The sequence below is a fragment of the Echinicola sediminis genome (assembly GCF_054777495.1).
Genome location: NZ_BAAHAP010000064.1, coordinates 1 through 17,100 on the forward strand (window position 1 = coordinate 1; position 17,100 = coordinate 17,100).

The following is a 17,100-nucleotide window of genomic DNA, read 5'->3' on the forward strand; positions in this document are numbered from 1 at the left end:
GTGCATTCTGTGAGAGATCGTTTGCTAACTTAGAGCTACTGGTGTCTTTGCGGATATACATAAAAATTAATTCGTGCTAATTCGTGCTAATTCGTGGACACCTTTTTGAGATGAATCCACGTTGATCTTCGACCTCCATGGGAAACACTTTGTAAGTTTTAAAACTACTGACATAATCGCGTACGGTGATGTATTATAATAGATTACAAAAAACCTGCAACAATCCCCATCAGCACTGCCAGTCCAAAGCTCAATAAGGTTCCGATCAAAACATATTCGGCCTTCAAAGAGTCATCATTTTTGAACCTTAAGATCGATTTGGCCGCAATCAAAAAGCCTACCGCCTGAAATTCATGCATCAGGATAAACGTCAGAACCAATATCCTTTCCAGAACCCCTATTAGCTTTCCTGCATTGGGAAGATCGCCACTTCCGGGAACATTGATATCATAGGACTTAAATACCTCCTTGATAAATATATTGGAGGGCTTCAGACAAGCCATGTAAGCGAAAATCACTATCAGGATGCCGGAGGATATCCGAAATGTTATCCATGGATAAATCCCCAAGAAATCAACATAGACCAACACCACCGCGACCAAGACAAGCAGATGCAAGCCCTGATCAATAAAAAAAGCATACCTGCCCAAAAGCCTACTTTGATTGATCCGAGTTTTAAGCCCATCAATTATAAAATGGGTAAGGGCTATCACCAAAGCCCCGTACACAAAGTATAACTGAAAAGACAAAGCCCAGGACAAAACAAACACAATCAACACATGCCATTTTAGAAAAGGACTTCGAAACCCCAGTTCGTTTTTCTGTTGGGCCAAGCGGTCGTTTTGAAAGAAAAAATCTGCCAATGTATGGGCCATTAGCTGTAACAATAAAAATTGAACTGGGTTCATGAGTTTCTTTTGTTAATGATACGATTATAATAAACTACCGTCTTTTCAATGGCATTCCAACCTACACTCGTGCTGTGCTGGTTGATCACCGACTGGCTGACGCCCAACTTTTCCGCAATCTCATCCTCGCTGAAGCCCAACAGCTTCCAGAACAACACTTCGCTTTGTCTAGCGGTTGCTTTGCTCAACAACACATCCAGCAAGGCCATCATAGGCTCAAACTGCTCATTGAGATCTTCTTCGTGAGAAGCAAAAAACAGGGTGCTTTTGATCACTACCCGCTCTTTATTCTGTGTAGAAGACTTGCTTATTTGACGCCCTGACAAATATATGGCTTCCCCATCCAGAAAATTCCGCTCCGGCTCAAAGGTCGGCAATTCCCCATAACCTATAGCCAACCGAATCCCATGGGTCTTAAACAGCTTAATCCTATTATTGTCTTTTCTATTTTCACTTTCCTGAACCTCTATGGATTTGACAAAGCTTTTTATTGCCAAAGCCACCCCTAGCGACTCAGACGCCTTTCTACAAACACACTCCAGATAATCTCCTTTTACTATCCTACCATAGGTATCGAACATGTTGGAAAGATGCGTCAATAATATATTCAGCTGATCATTTAGCATCAACCTGTCTTCCATTACCAAGCTGGTAGAGGAAACAATATCTCCTGAAATAACAGCTACTTTTTCTTCCTTTCCCATGACTTTCAGACGCTCTAATATATAAGGTAATTTACTTATAAAACATTAATATAAGCAAAAATACTTATAAACATTAATTATAAGCAAAATATTTTATAAACAACAAATATAAGTAGCTAAAGCTGTAAAAGGAGTTAATGACAGATTTCTTCCATCACCTTATTGGTTCTTGCGGCTGTAACACCCGTTGAAGAGCATTTAGAAAAGCCAAGAATGTCACCAACTACTTGCTGGATCAATGGAAACTGTATGTGCTGAGGTAAATCATACTCCAAAATCTCCTTCCCGGAATATTCCGTCTCCAAAATCAAGCTGCCAGTCCCAAAAGTTTCATAACTGATCTGTCCCTTGCTACCGTAAATTACCGTCCAATCCTTCACAGAAAGCTCACTGGTCGAAAAACACCAACTCCCCGTACCCATCACACCAGATTCAAATTCAAAAGCAGCAGTCACCATATCCTCTGCAGCATAGCCTCCCGCCTGATTGGCCTTCATACCTTGGGCCCGTTTGATTGGCCCCAAGGCAAAATCCAGAAAATCCAGCTGATGAGACGCCAGATCATAAAAATATCCCCCTCCCGCAACCTCAGGATCCACCCGCCAATTGTTATCAAGGTTTCTTACCACATCCGGTCTCAGTACTTGGTTCATTTGGATATTGACATAGCGCACATCTCCAATGGCTCCCGAAGCTATCAATTCCTTGATCTTCAAAAAATGGGGCAACGACCTTCGGTAATAGGCCACATATAAAGGCACTCCAGCGGCATCACATGCCTCCTGCATAGCTTGACATTCCTGATAAGTCCTGGCCATCGGTTTTTCCACATACACTGGTTTACCGGCTGAAGCAGCTTTGAGCGTCAGCTCCTGGTGTACATTGGGCGGTGTGGCAATATAAATTGCATTGACTTCAGGATCATGGATAAGTTGATCAGCATCCGTATACCATTTGGGCACCCCATGTCGATGAGCATAATCTTTCACCTTCTCCTCGTTTCTTCTCATTACTGCCACTAGACGGCTGTTTTCCACCAGATTCATAGCAGGAGCACTTTTCACCTCACATACATCTCCAACTCCTACAATTCCCCACCGCACCTCATTATCTTTTATTTTCTTCATTTGACCAGTTTTAAGATTTCATTCCAGATTTGATCGTCCACAGGAACACCCAGTTTCAAATTCTCCTCCCTCACTTGTAAGGTATGCTCCCCAGGGTACCTTACCGCTCCTTTATCTCCAAAAAACCCGGACTTTGAAAAATCATCAATAATGGAATCCAGGCGCTCCTCCATCCACTCTTCCATCCCGAATTTCACCGGATCAAGGGCGATAAAAACCTGGGAAAGTCCATATTCATAACCACTTCTACCCACCTCAAAAGTAGCCTGTCCGCCCGACAAAACCACCGTAAGCATGTCCAACACCAACGAAAGCCCTGCCCCTTTCCATAATCCGATCGGCAAAGCCAGCTCCCTTTCAATGATTTCTTTTGGTGACCTGCTCAGGTTTCCTTTCTCATCAAAGCCTGCATCGTAAGGCATTTCCTCCTGAGACTTCGCGTATATCGCCATTTTTCCATATGCAAACTGCGACATGGCCATATCCAGGACCACGGGACCCTTTTCTCGGGGAATCCCTATCACCAGAGGATTATTGCCCAGCTTGGGCTCATTGCCTCCCCAGGCAGGCATATTGGGTTTGGTATTGGTGAAGCAAATACCGATACAGCCCTTTTCAACTGCCTGCCAACCAAAATTTCCTGCCCTCATCCAGTGATTGGTCCGCTGCAGTGCCACACAACCAACCCCTGCTTCCTTCGCCAGTTGGATGGATCGGTCCATGGCATCAAAAGCATTCAGGTTTCCCGGGCCCAGATGGCCGTTCCATCTTTCAAAACTTCCTGATTTCGCCATCACTTCAGGCTTGACTTTGGGATCTATGTATCCCTTATCAATAAAATCAAGGTAGCCTAAAAAGCGATTGAGACCATGCGAAGGCACACCGTCCAAACTGGATTGGGCAAACAAATGGGCACTTAACTCAGCTCGCTCAGGAGAAAACCGGTAGTGTAATAATATCTTGGCAAGATGGTCTTTTACAGTTGAAAAAGGAATCCGTAGGTTTTTCATAGCTTTTAATCAAAAATAAATTTATTGAATATCCGCTCCTCAACCAAAGAAAAAAACACAATAACCGGGCAAAAAAAGAATCCTTTCTGACAACTGCTGTCAAAAAGGATTCCTTCTATTTCACCAAGCTGTTCAAATAAACCTCAATATTGGTGTAGTGCTTACTCAAATTCATTCCGGCAGCATCCTTTGGGTCTGATGGATCGAGCTGATGCCCGGACTCCCAAGCATCGGGCATTCCATCCTGATCGCTGTCTGCGGGCGGATCTTCGGAAGGTAAAACAGGCCAGCCCCCTACATCCTCCTGGCTATCGATGATTCCATTCCCATCAACTCCCGAATGACTTTCCCCGGACATCACTTCCTGAAGGACCCTCCTGTCCACTTCATCCCTGAAAAGACTTGCCCCGGCATTTTCCAACACCAGTTCAAAAGCCTCTTCAGCTTTCTGTTGCTTATGCTGGATAATGAAAGGAAAAGGCTTTTTCACTAGTACTGCACTCAAATCCTCCACCCCGTCGACTCCAAGATGATTATCTTTTGTCACCGCTTTGGAATCAGAGGTTACATTTCCTGCTACAAAAAACTTCCCATAGGGATCATAGGGCTCCACTATCCTATCCCGATTGGAAACTGTGGCCGGACCCGCCTTGTAGTAGTTGCCCACCATATTGTGATGGCCTTGCTCACCTCCATAGGAGCTGTTGTTTTTCCAGTTGTAGATCACATTATTGCGAAAATCCACCTGTTCTTCCTCTGGCTGCTTATGGTAACGGGCCCCGTTGAAGCGGGGCAAACGGCTCGCATGACTGGCTATCAAATTATGATGGAAAGAAGCCTTCTTTCCTCCCCAAATCCCTCCGTAGCCATGGTTGCCTTTTTCATGCACGGATACATTAAGGCTCTCAGAAACAATGCACCATTGCAGTGTAAAATCTTCATTATCATAAAATGAACCACATTCATCCGTTGCCCAGCTTAAAGAACAGTGATCGATAATAACACCCTTGTTCCTTAAACAACTCATCGCATCATCTTGCACCTGATTCAAATCCCCCAACCTACTCCTAAGGTAACGGATAATGATATTATCAGCCTTGATCTTTAAGGGATAATTCTGAAGAGTAATCCCTCCACCGGGGGCACTTTGCCCTGCTATGGTCAAATCCCCATGATTGATGTCCAAACTGGATTTCAAGGCTATATTACCGGAAACCGCAAATACAATGATCCTGGGTTCCTTCTTGCGTATGGCCTCACGCAAACTTCCTGGCCCCTCATCTTCTAGATTGGTGACCACATATACCTTTCCCCCTCTACCTCCCGTGGTATATTTCCCAAATCCGTCTGCGCCCGGAAAAGCAAGCGCTTTCTTATCGACCTTTTCACCTTGTCCGAACTGCTGTGCAGAACTTTGGCATATCAGGCTCATTAAACAAAAAACTAGAATCAAATTCCTCATGTTCTACTGCTCTTCATCTAAACTCACCTTTACACCATTGATGGTCACATTCTCAAAAACAACATCCTTCACATTGGAAAACTGAAACTCCTTTTCCACGGTATTGATGCTGACATTTTTCAGTTCTATATTCTCCACCGGAGAAGATGCATAACCTTCAAGAAGTACTCCTACTTTTCCGCCATTATCCACGGTCATGTTCTCCACCTTGATATTCCTAACAGTAGGTACATAGGCACCGGAGTCTTCATAAAACATATTTACCCTAATGACCTGTTGGGCAATTTGTCCGACTTGGATATTTCTTAGGTAAATATTTTCTATCACCCCTCCACGCATAGAACTCGTTTTTATCCTCAGTGCCCGGTCCAGATGGGGACTGTTCATTTCACAGTTCTCCGCAAATACATTCTTTACCCCTCCGGAAATCTCACTTCCTATCACCACCCCGCCATGGCCATCGGCCATCTTACAGTTTTGGATAATGATGTTTTCACTGGGGACATTGATCCTTCTTCCGTCTGCATTCCTTCCGGATTTGATCGCAATACAATCATCCCCTGTATTGAAAAAACAGTCCTTGATCAATACATTTTTACAGGATTCAGGGTCGCAACCATCAGAATTAGGCCCCTTACTTTCTACTGTAACACCTTCAATGGTCACATTTTCGCACAAAACAGGATTCAGTATCCACATCGGCGAATTCACAATTTTCACCCCTTGGATCAGCACATTCTTACAAGCATAAGGCTGTACAAACTGCGGTCTCAGGTAGTAGCCTTCTCCAAATTTTCTCTCCTCCACTGGTACGTTGTCCTCCGCCATCTGGAAAAGGGCCTGCCTTTTATCCTGGTCCTCCTGCTGAGGCTTGCCCTCCTCATAGCCGTATTCCTTTTTACCTTTCCAGGGCCACCAATTGGTCGCATTGGCCTGACCGTCCAAAATCCCCTCACCGGTAACGGCAATGTTTTCCTCTTCAAATGCGTAGATCAAGGGGGAATAATTCATCAGCTCCACCCCTTCCCAACGGGTAAAAACCAAAGGAAGGTAATCTTCAGGATTGGTAGAAAACAACAGCCTTGCTCCCTTAGCCAAATGCAGATTAACATTGCTTTCCAAATAGATGGGGCCGGTATAAAAGTCTCCGGCAGGAACTAAAACCTTTCCTCCTCCGGATTCAGAACAAGCCGCTATGGCTGCTTTTATGGCAGCGCTGGCATCTTCTTCGGCACCGGAAACAGCTCCATAATCTATAATGCTAAAAGTCCGGTCAGAAAATTCAGGCGCCTTTATATTTTCCAATATGGAAGGCACCTGATCCCAAGGATCCACTTCGGTGGTTTTCTTTTCTCCACAGGCAAAAAATAGGGAGAATACCACCAAAAGTATAAATGCTTTTTGCAACAAAGAGATGTAATTCATGGTTTCATTGATCTTTATCGTTCATCTAAATCGCTTCAATGAGTGCTTAACTTTTTTCTTTACTTCAAAACCTTTCACCGCTTACCTCCAAATAACCACAGGATTTACCGAGGATGGTAGGATTAGTTGAAACTTGGCGATCAGTTAGTTGTCAAGGATTTCCAGACCCTGCATAATCCACTATTTTTCATGAAATTCATCACTAAGCAGTGGACATTCCATCTTGGTTTTATTTGAGCATCGGTTTTGCCCTTTTGCAAAGCTGTAAGGAAAGTCCCCAGGGGTCTCTCAGCATCACCAAATGGGAGCCATCTTCCAAAACATCATCACTGACCAATTCAGCACCTGCTGCGATCAACCTGTCCTTATCAGCCGTTGGATCTTCAGAAACCAAAGCCAAATGCACCACCAGAGGATGTTGGTTTTCAAAATCCAAAATAGGGGCCTGGGGGTTGCTATAGATCTCCAGCATGATGGCACCGCTGTCATCGGCCAAAAATGTCATGTAAGGACTGGTATCTTTTTTCAATACTACTTTTAATCCAACATGCTTTTCGTACCAGGTGGACATGGCTCTTGGCTGGGAAACGTTAATCGCAAAATGTTCAAATTTCATATCATTATATTTATTCTGTTAACTCAGACAAAGTTTCCAATAATTCGTAGGGATCCCAATTGTCAGTAACCTTATTTTCCGCATAGGTGGTCTTAAATACGTTCAAGGTCTCGTAAGCTTTTACTTCTTCACTGGACAACTGTTTAGCCCACCCAACTCTTTTGCTTGGATTGGCCCCTGCGCCAGTACTTCCATATTCTGCAAAACGGGCGGTAAGCTCATTTTCTTCATTTCCCCAATTGTTCCAGCCTGCTGCTTTAATGAAGCTTCCCATTTCGGTATTGACAAAGGCTACAGAAGCATAAGGCCTCCATGGTCTCCCAAGGTCCGTGGACACACCACTTTCCGCGGTGAGCTTACAGTCCCTAAAAACAAAACCAAAATCTACATAGGATTCCGTGGAAGCAGCAGTCAGGGAGGTGCCACCGAAGGAATGAAGCTGACAGTTCTCAAACACTGCCGTGGCCGGTCCAAATATAAAATCCACTGTCCCTTCTATATAGCAGTTTTTCAAAAACATCCGTTTCCGATTGCCATAAAAGGTATCCTGGCGTCCCAAAAACCTACAGTTGTAAAATAGTGATTGGTCACTGTTGACATAAACTGCCAAGGCAGGGCCATAATCTCTACCTGCGCTGTTTTCGAAAGTAAGGTTGATGGCGATAAAGCCCTCCCCATGGATATAGGTACTGGACGATCCACTGGTACCAAACTCCTTCCCCGTCTCCTTATCTATCTTTTGGGCAGCATTGTCAAAGGTCAGCACCACCTTCTCTGCACTTTCCCCTACCAACACCAGGTTATCCTTTCCTTTGGGAACCTCTATTTCCTCTTTGTAGGTCCCGTTTTTGATATAAATGTACTGGCGGACAAAAAGATGGGAACGGGCTGCATCGATCGCTGCTTGGACGGTAGTAAAGTCTCCTTTACCACCTTGGTCCACGACAAAATCAAACTCAATGGCCTCCTTTTCTGCTTCCTGCTCCGTGGGGTCTACGTCCTCCGAACTGCAGGAAAAAAAAGACAAAAAGATCAATCCATATATAAAGTTAAAAGGCAGTATGTTCATTGATTAAGGGTCTATTTTGCTCAAAATGTATTTTCTAACTATCCGGAATAAAAGGTACTGAGTAATGATACAGGATATACACAATACTTAATACTCATGACTCAAGACTAACTACTCAAGACTATATGCTCAGTACTCACTAGTTCATCTATTCCAATGGAAAATCTTTAATCAATCCGTTGAGATAAATCTCCAGATAAGTATAGGGCGTACCTGGTTTCAGCTTTTTGCCATCTTCACCATCATTGGGATCGAGCTTGTTGGTGGATTCCCAGGCATCAGGCATCCCATCTCCATCAGTATCCGTAACCGGTGTACCTGCATCCAATTCAGGCCATCCTCCTACATCTGACTGGGTATCGATAATCCCATTGGTGCCGCCATTTGATCCTTCAAAATCATAATTACCGTTTTTCACATTGGCGACGATCCGTGCATCCACCTCATCCCGCTTTAGATTGGCCCCAGCCTTGTCCAGCACCAAATCATAGGCCTCCAGGGCTGTGTGAGTGGTAACCGTATACCCCTTTTCTTCGTGGGCCACAGCTCTCTTTATACTTTGCTTATCGGATTCGCTGACGGTTCCATAACTGCCATGAAACTGATTAAACACCCCATAGGTCCAGTTGTCTTCAGAAGTTTGTGCACTTCCATCCACCACATTCCCATCGATATAAAATTTACCCCAGATATCATATACCTCCGTGCCCTCGTTTTTATTCTTATCGATGGACATGATCCTATTCCGTTTGCTTCCGGAAGGACTGGCCGGCCCTGGCTTGTAGTAGCAGTTGACGATGTTCACATTCATGGCCTCTCCACCATAGGCTGCATTGTTTCCCCAATTATAGAGCACATTGTTTCTTAAGTCCACCAAATCGGTCAAAGCAAAAGCTTTTCCCGCTTCTTCTCCAAGCCGGGGATTTCTGCTGTCATGATGGGCCAAAAGATTGTGATGAAAGGAGGCATATTTACCACCCCATATTCCTCCATATCCATGTGCTCCTTTATCATGCACAGAATTTTTTAGACTTTCCCCAATAATGCACCACTGTAAAGTGAAGTTTTCATTGGCATAAAAGGAGACGCACTCGTCCGTAGACCAGCTCATCGAACAATGGTCGATAATGATGTTTTTGTGAAACCTCCCTCCAAGGGCGTCACCTTCTTGCCGGGCAGTATCCCCCATCCTAAAGCGGAGGTACCGGATAATTACATTATCCGCATCGATGGTAACAGGATAATTCCTTAAAGTTATCCCCCCACCTGGTGCGGACTGACCGGCTATGGTCACATTGCCACGGGAAATGCTCAACCTGGATTTCAGTTCTATGGTCCCGCCTACATTAAACACGATCGTTCTTGTACCACTTTGATTCAAGGCATACCTCAGCGTCCCCTGACTGCTGTCATCGGTCAATTTGGTCACATAGTAAACCTTGCCCCCTCTGCCACCAGTGGTATATTGGCCATAACCTTCCGCGCCGGGGAAAGCATATTCAGGTCCCTCATAGGGTTCCTCTTCCTCTTCCTCTTCCTCGCCTATAGGATCGGACTCAGGATCTGCATTGCTGCAGGAAAAACTAAAGGCAGAAATAAAGGCCAGGGAAACAAAAAGTCTTACAATAAAATAGTTGATTTTCATGGTCTATTGGGCTTTATTGAAAAGGTGTGGCCATTTGACCACACCTTTTGAGAAATTGATTATGAAAGAAAAACTGTTTAAAGAACTACCCTCCATCGAGGATCCCCTGAATCAAACCTTCCTGCAAATCCACGGTCCTGGAAGTTGAAATCATTTTGAGCCGGATTTACCCAAAGATCACTTTGTCCTTTGGAATAATTCCCCACTGGAAAGCCTGGTATTTCATTACTGGAGAAACTGAAATCATTGGTTGAATAATTATTGACCAAGTCAAAATTGGTATTCTCCAATCCATCATAAATTCCATTGATCCCATAACTGTCCGATTCACTCTCATCCCAGCTATGACCGAAAATACTATTATGGATGACTATACCATTGGTCACATTGTCCTGGCCTTCTCCTCCTCTGTACCGGAACAAACCGCCTCCAGTTTTCACAAAATTGGCAAAAGTGCAGCTTTCGATCACAAATGATTCAGACTGGCTCCTTGAGGTAACTCCCCATTGAATTTTATTAAAGGTGGAGTTTTCGAAACGGATATTCTTGATCATGGCTGTCGCTTCGGTATCCACCGTAAACAAACCGTACCCGCCAATGCTGTCTACCACACAGTTTTTGATGGTATAGTTATCAATCACCGTGGAAGTTCTCACCCTTAGAATCCCCCTGAAGGTTCCGATTTCACAATTTTCAAACAGCAACTCGCCCACATGGACATTTTCACGGTTAGGGTTAAACACATAATCTCCCCCGTAATCAGCACCCCGCAGTTCAAGGTCTATAAACCTGATATGGTCGATATCTGAATTGTCGTCAATGTCCCAGTTCCCCGTGGTAAATAGCTTGGCTTTTTGCTCTCCAAATCCATAAGCAGCCCTGATGGTGATGGATTTGTTCAGATTGTTTGCTGGAAAGTCATAAGTAACACCGCGCTTCACCAAAATGGTCGAACCGGACGGAGCCATAGCTACAGCATCGGATACCGCTGAAGGGCTTTCATTGTCCCGTATATCGATCACACCGGGCGCATTTGGATCTATATCCGCTGGCAAAGTAGTGTAATTCAGCCAGCCCCTTAATTGACCTTCACTGTAGAGGGCAATCTGATAACCTGTCTCAGGGTCCAGTCCTTCCACAATCAACTCTCCCATTTCACGCTCCTCTTCTGTGATGGGCCTTTCTTCCCTCAGCGGGGTCTTCAACCTCAGATCGTCAGAGGCAAATAATTTTATTCCCGTAACAGGTGCTCCGGCAGTGGTCCAGCTCACTCTCGCGGCCACGTCAATGACATCGTAGCTTTCAGGCAGGTTCAAGATCGTCGGAAACCGCTGTGTACGGACATTTCCCAAATCCGAAATCTTACTGTCATACATTGGATCATTTGCGTGGGCTGTTGCCCTTACCTGATAGAGGGTATTCCAGAAAAGGGTTTCACCAACCAAATCCTCATCGATCACCACATAACTGGTGTCCGTTTCAATGATATAATCCGTTGTCTTAAAGGAATCCCTGCTCACTTCGAGGGTATAAGATATGGCTTCTTTCATCTTTCCCATATTGACGATGATGGTGTTCTCTTCTGAAAAGAGGTCCTCCGTCAATACCGGTCTAAACAATCTTGTTCTTTCGAACATTTCATCATCTTCTTCACAGCTACTAAAAACCATTAAGCCCAGTGCCATTGAGATAATGCCTAAGAATAATCTATTTATATTTTTTTTCATTGCTTCTCAGTTTTTGAATTAAGAGTTAATCCTTAAAATCCATACCCATCATTGGACAATGTACCTTGACTACTCGCAATGGCAGAGGCAGGTATCGGGAAAATGTATCTAACTACTCCCGGCTTGGGACCATTGATATAGTTTTCCCAGTCCTTGGTAATCCACTCTTGATAGGTGTATTGGTCACTGTGAAGAGCCAATAAGAAAGACTGCTGGTTCCAGGTATCATCTGGCGGGGCCACCACGCGGCGATTAGGGTTGAGTATGGTAAAATCCCCTGAAGCATCCACTTTCCAATACATATAGTCGGGATATTGGGTGGTACCGCTAAATGCCGCATCCGCAAGCTGCTTTAAACCTTCCACGGTCTCTGCCACCTTTTCGGAATAAATTCCCCAACGGATCAATTCATATTTCCTGATCATCTCTCCGCCAAATTCCCAAGCACGTTCGTCCACAATGGCATCAAAGAAAGTGCCCTTGCCTGCTGACACCTGAGAAACATAGGCAGCCACCTTGCTAGGCCAATATTGGGCATCAAACGCCCTTCTTCTTACCCTTCTCAATGCCTCTTGGGCCTCTGCAGTCGGTCCGTTCAGTTCATTTTCTGCTTCAGCATACATCAGCAAGACATCCGAATACCTCATCATTGGCCAGTTGATACCAGTTCCCTTAGCAGAGGATGCCCCTGGAGGGTTTGGTAAAAAATGACGGCTCCATTTGCCCTGTCCAATATCCAATCCACCGTTGACAAACTCCTTCTCAAACAAAGGGGTGATCTTGTACAAAGAGCAGGTCACATCCCTTCTTACATCGGTGGAATCAAACGACAAATAGTAAGTTGGAGGAATCTGCATGTAATTATTCCCTGAGCCATAGCTATGTGCGGCGGTTGCACCTCCTTCTACCCTTACACCAATATTCCAACCTACATCCCCATTGCCTATGGCAAAAGGCACTTCAAACAACACATCCTGATTGACAGGAGTCTGGAACGTACATTGGTTCATGAAAACCTGTTGGAAATCTTCCGGTAGTTCACGGTCTTTCAAAGAAATCAATTTGGCCGTATAATCTTTAGCAATCTGATAATAATCCAAATAGTCAGACTCCCTGGCCATGGTCAAATCGGGCTTTAGGTAATACCCTCCTCTTTGCAATGCCAATCGGGCGATCATACCCAAAGTATATTCCCTGTTTACCTGCTCAATACCAAAAGGAACCTGATCTGCCCAAAGCATTTTCTCCTCCACATCTATCAAATGCTGGATCTCCTGGCTTAAAATCTCATTTCGGTCCGTTTTGGGAAGGTTAAACTCATTACCTGCCTTAGGTGCTTCAATGATATAAGGCACATCCCCAAAGTGATAAATCAACATACTGTACCAATATGCCCTCAAGGTATAAGCCTCTCCCAATAATTGGTTCATGGTATTGGACTCCGCTACATCAGGAGACTCCAACTTCCCACTGGCCATCAAACCTTCTATGGCAATATTGGCATCACGGATAGACCGATAAGCAAAAGTCCAGACGATTTCAAGGTCCCGGTTGCTTTCCAAAGCATCTAAATTCCAGATTTGGTAACGGTCACCATTGCTGGTCCAGCCACTTTGACGCTCTATATCCGTATTACCCGTCATATTATTGGATAACCTGGTACGGAAGGCATCCTGTCCAAAATGCGAATAGATCGCATTTACTCCTTTTCTTGCATCATCCACATTCGAAAACACATAATTGGTGTCAAAAGTGGATAGCGATTCTGGCTCCAAGAAGTCATCACATGAACTCATCAAGGTAGCCGCTGCTGCTATTATTAAATATTTTAGTTTCATGATACTTTAATCTCTTTTAGAATGTCACATTTATGCCCACTGTATAAGATCTGCTTCGAGGAAAGGATGAATAATCCACCCCCGGCGTCAACGCTGTATAGCTGCTGCTTCGGGAGGTACTTACCTCTGGATCATATCCTGAATAATCTGACCATAATTTCAGATTATTACCGGTGGCATAAACACGGAACTGGGACAATCCGATTCTTGAAATCAAATCGGTAGGCAGGGAATACCCCACAGTCAGGTTGTTCAATCGAATATAAGATCCATCCTCCACTGCCCAAGAGTGGATGACAGCTCCTGCTATTCCATAGCTTCTGTGTGACCAAATATTTTTGTTGGCATTCAGTTCTTCAAGTTGAGCCAGGTCAGTAACAATTTCCCCTGGAGTACCGGTATAGCTACCATCTACATCCAAGTAGGTAAATCTATTTTCAGATGACATGGTGGTCAGCAGGTTCCCATAACTTACTCTTCTGAATTGGTTATATTGGATCTTACCGGTATTGTAGACATCATTGCCATACTGATAGTTAAAGAAGATAGCGGCATCAAAACCTTTCCACCTGGCATTGATCCCCAGACCTCCCTGATTTTTAGGAAGGGTATTCCCAATTACCTGTCGGTCATCGGCATTGATCTCGCCATCCCCATTGAGGTCTTTCAATTTCAGGAAGCCTGGTCGCAAATTGGTATTGCCCACCACACTGCTTGAATTGGCGATTCCTTCTTTTAGGATATATTCATCGGCCGTGGCATCATATCCTTCAAAGTCATCAGTAGTATAGTAGCCATCGGTCACGTAACCATAAATATCCCCTACTCTTCCTCCTACCCGCAGGTAGAAATCGTTGATATTATTTAGGTCAGTACTTGCCCAGTTGGACCGGAAGAATCGTTCATCGGTTCCGTCCAGCTCCACTACCTTGGCCCTGTTGACACCTGTATTAAAGTTGATAGAGAGCGAGAAATCAGGTCTGTCCACCACAAAGGCATTGATACCCAATTCTACCCCTTTGTTGGAAGTACTGCCGACATTGTTCCACTGGGTATCAAAACCGGTGTTTGAAGGAATATCAGAAGTCAGCAAGAGATCTCTGGTAGTATTTTCGTAAACATCCAAACTACCTTCTATTTTGGCCTTGAACAAGGTAAAGTCCAAACCGATGTTTTTGGTCACGGTGGTTTCCCAAACCAAGTCAGGATTGTAAAGGGTACTACTGCTTGGAGTGTAGTAAACGTTATCTACATTGCCAAAACCCGGCCCCCTATTGGTAGATCCCTCAAAAAGGAACCTGGTGGCATCCGTTCGGATACGGTCATTACCGGTCTCACCAATACTTAACCTTAACTTTAACTCATCCACCCAACTGGAAGTCTTCAGGAAATCTTCCTCGGAAATTTTCCAACCCAAGGCAACCGCAGGGAAAACACCTACCCGGTTTCCTTTGGCAAACTTACTGGAAGCATCCGAACGTACCGTGGCAGTAAACAGGTACTTGTTCATGAATTGGTAATTCGCTCTACCAAACATTGAGAACCTGTTGGCATCAATGGCCTGACTGGTTTCATGACGATCGACACGGCCAAAAGTCATATTCGCAAACAATTCTTCCGGAGTGATGGACAAACGGAAATCTTCCACCCTTACCATATCACTCTTACCTCCATTGGAATAGATTTCCTGACCTACCAAAAAGTCAAGATCATGGTCTCCGAGATTATCAAATTTATAAGAAACACTGTTCAACCATCTGTAAGAATGTGACGTGGTCTCGTCTTTCACCCCTAAAGGCAGGTTACCACCATTATTGAATGATTCACTGGTGAGAGGCCCGTAAAACCTGAGGTTTTCTCTAAAATCCCTCGAACCGTTGAAGGTGGATTTGAAATTCAGGTTGTCGATAACTTCCCAGGTCAACCCTGCATTGAACACATAATCAAACTCCGTGCGTTTTCTCCAGTCCTGCTTGGCCAGTTCCACCGGACTTACCAGGCTCAATAAAAAGGACTGGAAATCATCCTCGGAATTCACTTGGGTAAGGTCAATGTCCAGCTCATCGGCTATACCGTTTACCGGCCTGGTCTGTACGGCTTCTTTGATACTGATCTGTGCATTTCCAGAAGTACCGGCACCATCCACAATGGTATGGGTGATCCTTGCTCCTGCATCAAACTGCAACCTGTCAGAAATAACCTGGTTCAACTTAAAGTTGATCACATTCCTTTGGTAGCCTGAATTCAACATCAATCCTTCGTCGGTATTGTTGGTCAAACTCAGCATCAGCTTGGTCTTCTCCGTACCTCCCGAAAGGCTCAAATTGTGGTACTGGCTAAGCTTAGGATCTCCAAAAAGTTCATCCTGCCAATCTGTTCCAGGCTTTTGTTTATAAAGTTCAAGATCATCATAGACCCCGAAAAAGCGTTCAAAATTCCTTACAGCTGCATCAGACTGCAGTTTTGCATATTCATAATTGGCCAAAACATACTCGTAAGGATCCAACACTTCGTATTTACGGTCCTTTGGAAGGTTTTTCCACTGAAAGAAATTATTATAGGAAATGGAAGTCTTTCCGGCTTTAGGCGTTTTGGTGGTGATCACAATTACCCCGTTGGCGGCTTGGGCACCATATATGGCGGTAGCTGCAGCATCTTTCAAAACAGTAATGGTTTCTATATCCGTAGGGGGGATATCACGGATACTGCCCACAATAAAACCGTCCACCACGTACAATGGAGCGTTATCTTGAGTTACCGATCCCCCACCCCGAACACGGATCACTACTTCAGCATCAGGTGAACCATCGGTGGTCAATACGTTGACACCCGGAAGCCGTCCGGTAATGGCCTGAGCAGCGCTGGCCACAGGTATCTTGGCCAGTTCTTTTCCTGACATGGAAGCCACTGACCCTGTCATATCTGTCCTCTTCACGGTTCCGTAACCAAAATCGACTACTTCTACCATATCCAACTGTGCCACATCCATCTCCATGGTAATATCAATGACAGACCTTCCTTCAATGGGAATCTCCTGTTTGATCATCCCGATAGAAGAAAAGATCAGGGTCCCATTAGGATCATTCACATCAAGCTTATAGGCACCGTCCAAATCAGTGCTGGTGCCTAAACCGGTTCCTTTTAGCAATACAGTGACACCGGGAACGGTTTCACCTTCTGAGCTTTTGACAACTCCTGTTATTTCCAGCGATTGGGCCTGTAGCTCCACTACTGTCAATACCATGAGCATCAAAAACAGGGAAAGATATCGGGTAGTGCCCGACAGGTTTTTGGTAAACATCATTTCGATATTGATTGGGTTTTGTTAATAATTGATTTTGCACGTTTGAGCGCAAGGCTCTTGAAATATGTAAGATTCACACTTATTAAAAATGGCGTGAAAATATCCCCAGGGCGGGGATGTGATTCGAGGGTATTTCATGGTATTTTAAATTAAGGGTTTACTAATCAAATGACTTCGATGGTCATCTAAACAACTTACCGTTGCGCAATCGATTGCATATTAATCAATAAATTTTGCATATACAAGCTAATTTTGACTTTATACT

At 44.4% G+C, this 17,100-nt stretch carries 12 protein-coding genes; all 12 read right to left on the bottom strand.

Annotated features, from left to right (window positions below; translation table 11 throughout):
• Nucleotides 1-203: 203 nt before the first annotated feature.
• A complete protein-coding gene (locus ACYVAA_RS15530) occupies nucleotides 204-908 on the bottom strand; it encodes a DUF3307 domain-containing protein (RefSeq protein WP_460543354.1) in 705 nt (234 codons plus the stop codon).
• Nucleotides 905-1,612 (bottom strand): fumarate hydratase, encoded by a 708-nt coding sequence (locus ACYVAA_RS15535; RefSeq protein ID WP_460543356.1) that lies wholly within the window; start codon nucleotides 1,610-1,612, stop codon nucleotides 905-907. Before ACYVAA_RS15535 ends, ACYVAA_RS15530 begins: the two co-directional genes overlap by 4 nt.
• 134 nt (nucleotides 1,613-1,746) lie before the next feature.
• Entirely contained in the window at nucleotides 1,747-2,739 is a 993-nt protein-coding gene (locus ACYVAA_RS15540) for a Gfo/Idh/MocA family protein (protein WP_460543358.1), read from the bottom strand.
• On the bottom strand, nucleotides 2,736-3,749 hold the full coding sequence (gene yiaK / locus ACYVAA_RS15545; RefSeq protein WP_460543360.1) for a 3-dehydro-L-gulonate 2-dehydrogenase: 1,014 nt from the start codon (nucleotides 3,747-3,749) through the stop codon (nucleotides 2,736-2,738). The genes ACYVAA_RS15540 and yiaK overlap by 4 nt, the downstream gene beginning before the upstream one ends.
• Nucleotides 3,750-3,864: 115 nt before the next feature.
• A complete protein-coding gene (locus ACYVAA_RS15550; protein WP_460543362.1) occupies nucleotides 3,865-5,181 on the bottom strand; it encodes a pectate lyase family protein in 1,317 nt (438 codons plus the stop codon).
• Nucleotides 5,182-5,214: 33 nt separating this feature from the next.
• Complete coding sequence (locus ACYVAA_RS15555; RefSeq protein WP_460543364.1) at nucleotides 5,215-6,636, bottom strand: glycoside hydrolase family 28 protein; 1,422 nt, start codon at nucleotides 6,634-6,636, stop codon at nucleotides 5,215-5,217.
• Between the two features lie 229 nt (nucleotides 6,637-6,865).
• Nucleotides 6,866-7,252, bottom strand: a complete 387-nt coding sequence (locus ACYVAA_RS15560) for a VOC family protein (protein WP_460543366.1) — start codon at nucleotides 7,250-7,252, stop codon at nucleotides 6,866-6,868.
• A gap of 10 nt (nucleotides 7,253-7,262) precedes the next feature.
• Nucleotides 7,263-8,321, bottom strand: a complete 1,059-nt coding sequence (locus ACYVAA_RS15565; protein WP_460543368.1) for a pectinesterase — start codon at nucleotides 8,319-8,321, stop codon at nucleotides 7,263-7,265.
• Between the two features lie 148 nt (nucleotides 8,322-8,469).
• Complete coding sequence (locus tag ACYVAA_RS15570; protein ID WP_460543370.1) at nucleotides 8,470-9,966, bottom strand: pectate lyase; 1,497 nt, start codon at nucleotides 9,964-9,966, stop codon at nucleotides 8,470-8,472.
• 77 nt (nucleotides 9,967-10,043) lie between these two features.
• Nucleotides 10,044-11,693: a DUF4957 domain-containing protein gene (locus ACYVAA_RS15575; protein WP_460543372.1), complete on the bottom strand. Its 1,650-nt coding sequence runs from the start codon at nucleotides 11,691-11,693 to the stop codon at nucleotides 10,044-10,046.
• 32 nt (nucleotides 11,694-11,725) lie between these two features.
• Complete coding sequence (locus ACYVAA_RS15580; protein WP_460543374.1) at nucleotides 11,726-13,531, bottom strand: RagB/SusD family nutrient uptake outer membrane protein; 1,806 nt, start codon at nucleotides 13,529-13,531, stop codon at nucleotides 11,726-11,728.
• Between the two features lie 16 nt (nucleotides 13,532-13,547).
• On the bottom strand, nucleotides 13,548-16,835 hold the full coding sequence (locus ACYVAA_RS15585) for a SusC/RagA family TonB-linked outer membrane protein (RefSeq protein ID WP_460543376.1): 3,288 nt from the start codon (nucleotides 16,833-16,835) through the stop codon (nucleotides 13,548-13,550).
• Nucleotides 16,836-17,100 lie beyond the last annotated feature (265 nt).

Bases quoted from the DNA above. Each gene is read 5' to 3' on its own strand.
- ACYVAA_RS15530 (WP_460543354.1), bottom strand. From the start codon at position 908: ATGAACCCAGTTCAATTTTTATTGTTACAGCTAATGGCCCATACATTG.
- ACYVAA_RS15535 (WP_460543356.1), bottom strand. From the start codon at position 1,612: ATGGGAAAGGAAGAAAAAGTAGCTGTTATTTCAGGAGATATTGTTTCC.
- ACYVAA_RS15540 (WP_460543358.1), bottom strand. From the start codon at position 2,739: ATGAAGAAAATAAAAGATAATGAGGTGCGGTGGGGAATTGTAGGAGTT.
- yiaK (WP_460543360.1), bottom strand. From the start codon at position 3,749: ATGAAAAACCTACGGATTCCTTTTTCAACTGTAAAAGACCATCTTGCC.
- ACYVAA_RS15550 (WP_460543362.1), bottom strand. From the start codon at position 5,181: ATGAGCCTGATATGCCAAAGTTCTGCACAGCAGTTCGGACAAGGTGAA.
- ACYVAA_RS15555 (WP_460543364.1), bottom strand. From the start codon at position 6,636: ATGAATTACATCTCTTTGTTGCAAAAAGCATTTATACTTTTGGTGGTA.
- ACYVAA_RS15560 (WP_460543366.1), bottom strand. From the start codon at position 7,252: ATGAAATTTGAACATTTTGCGATTAACGTTTCCCAGCCAAGAGCCATG.
- ACYVAA_RS15565 (WP_460543368.1), bottom strand. From the start codon at position 8,321: ATGAACATACTGCCTTTTAACTTTATATATGGATTGATCTTTTTGTCT.
- ACYVAA_RS15570 (WP_460543370.1), bottom strand. From the start codon at position 9,966: ATGAAAATCAACTATTTTATTGTAAGACTTTTTGTTTCCCTGGCCTTT.
- ACYVAA_RS15575 (WP_460543372.1), bottom strand. From the start codon at position 11,693: ATGAAAAAAAATATAAATAGATTATTCTTAGGCATTATCTCAATGGCA.
- ACYVAA_RS15580 (WP_460543374.1), bottom strand. From the start codon at position 13,531: ATGAAACTAAAATATTTAATAATAGCAGCAGCGGCTACCTTGATGAGT.
- ACYVAA_RS15585 (WP_460543376.1), bottom strand. From the start codon at position 16,835: ATGATGTTTACCAAAAACCTGTCGGGCACTACCCGATATCTTTCCCTG.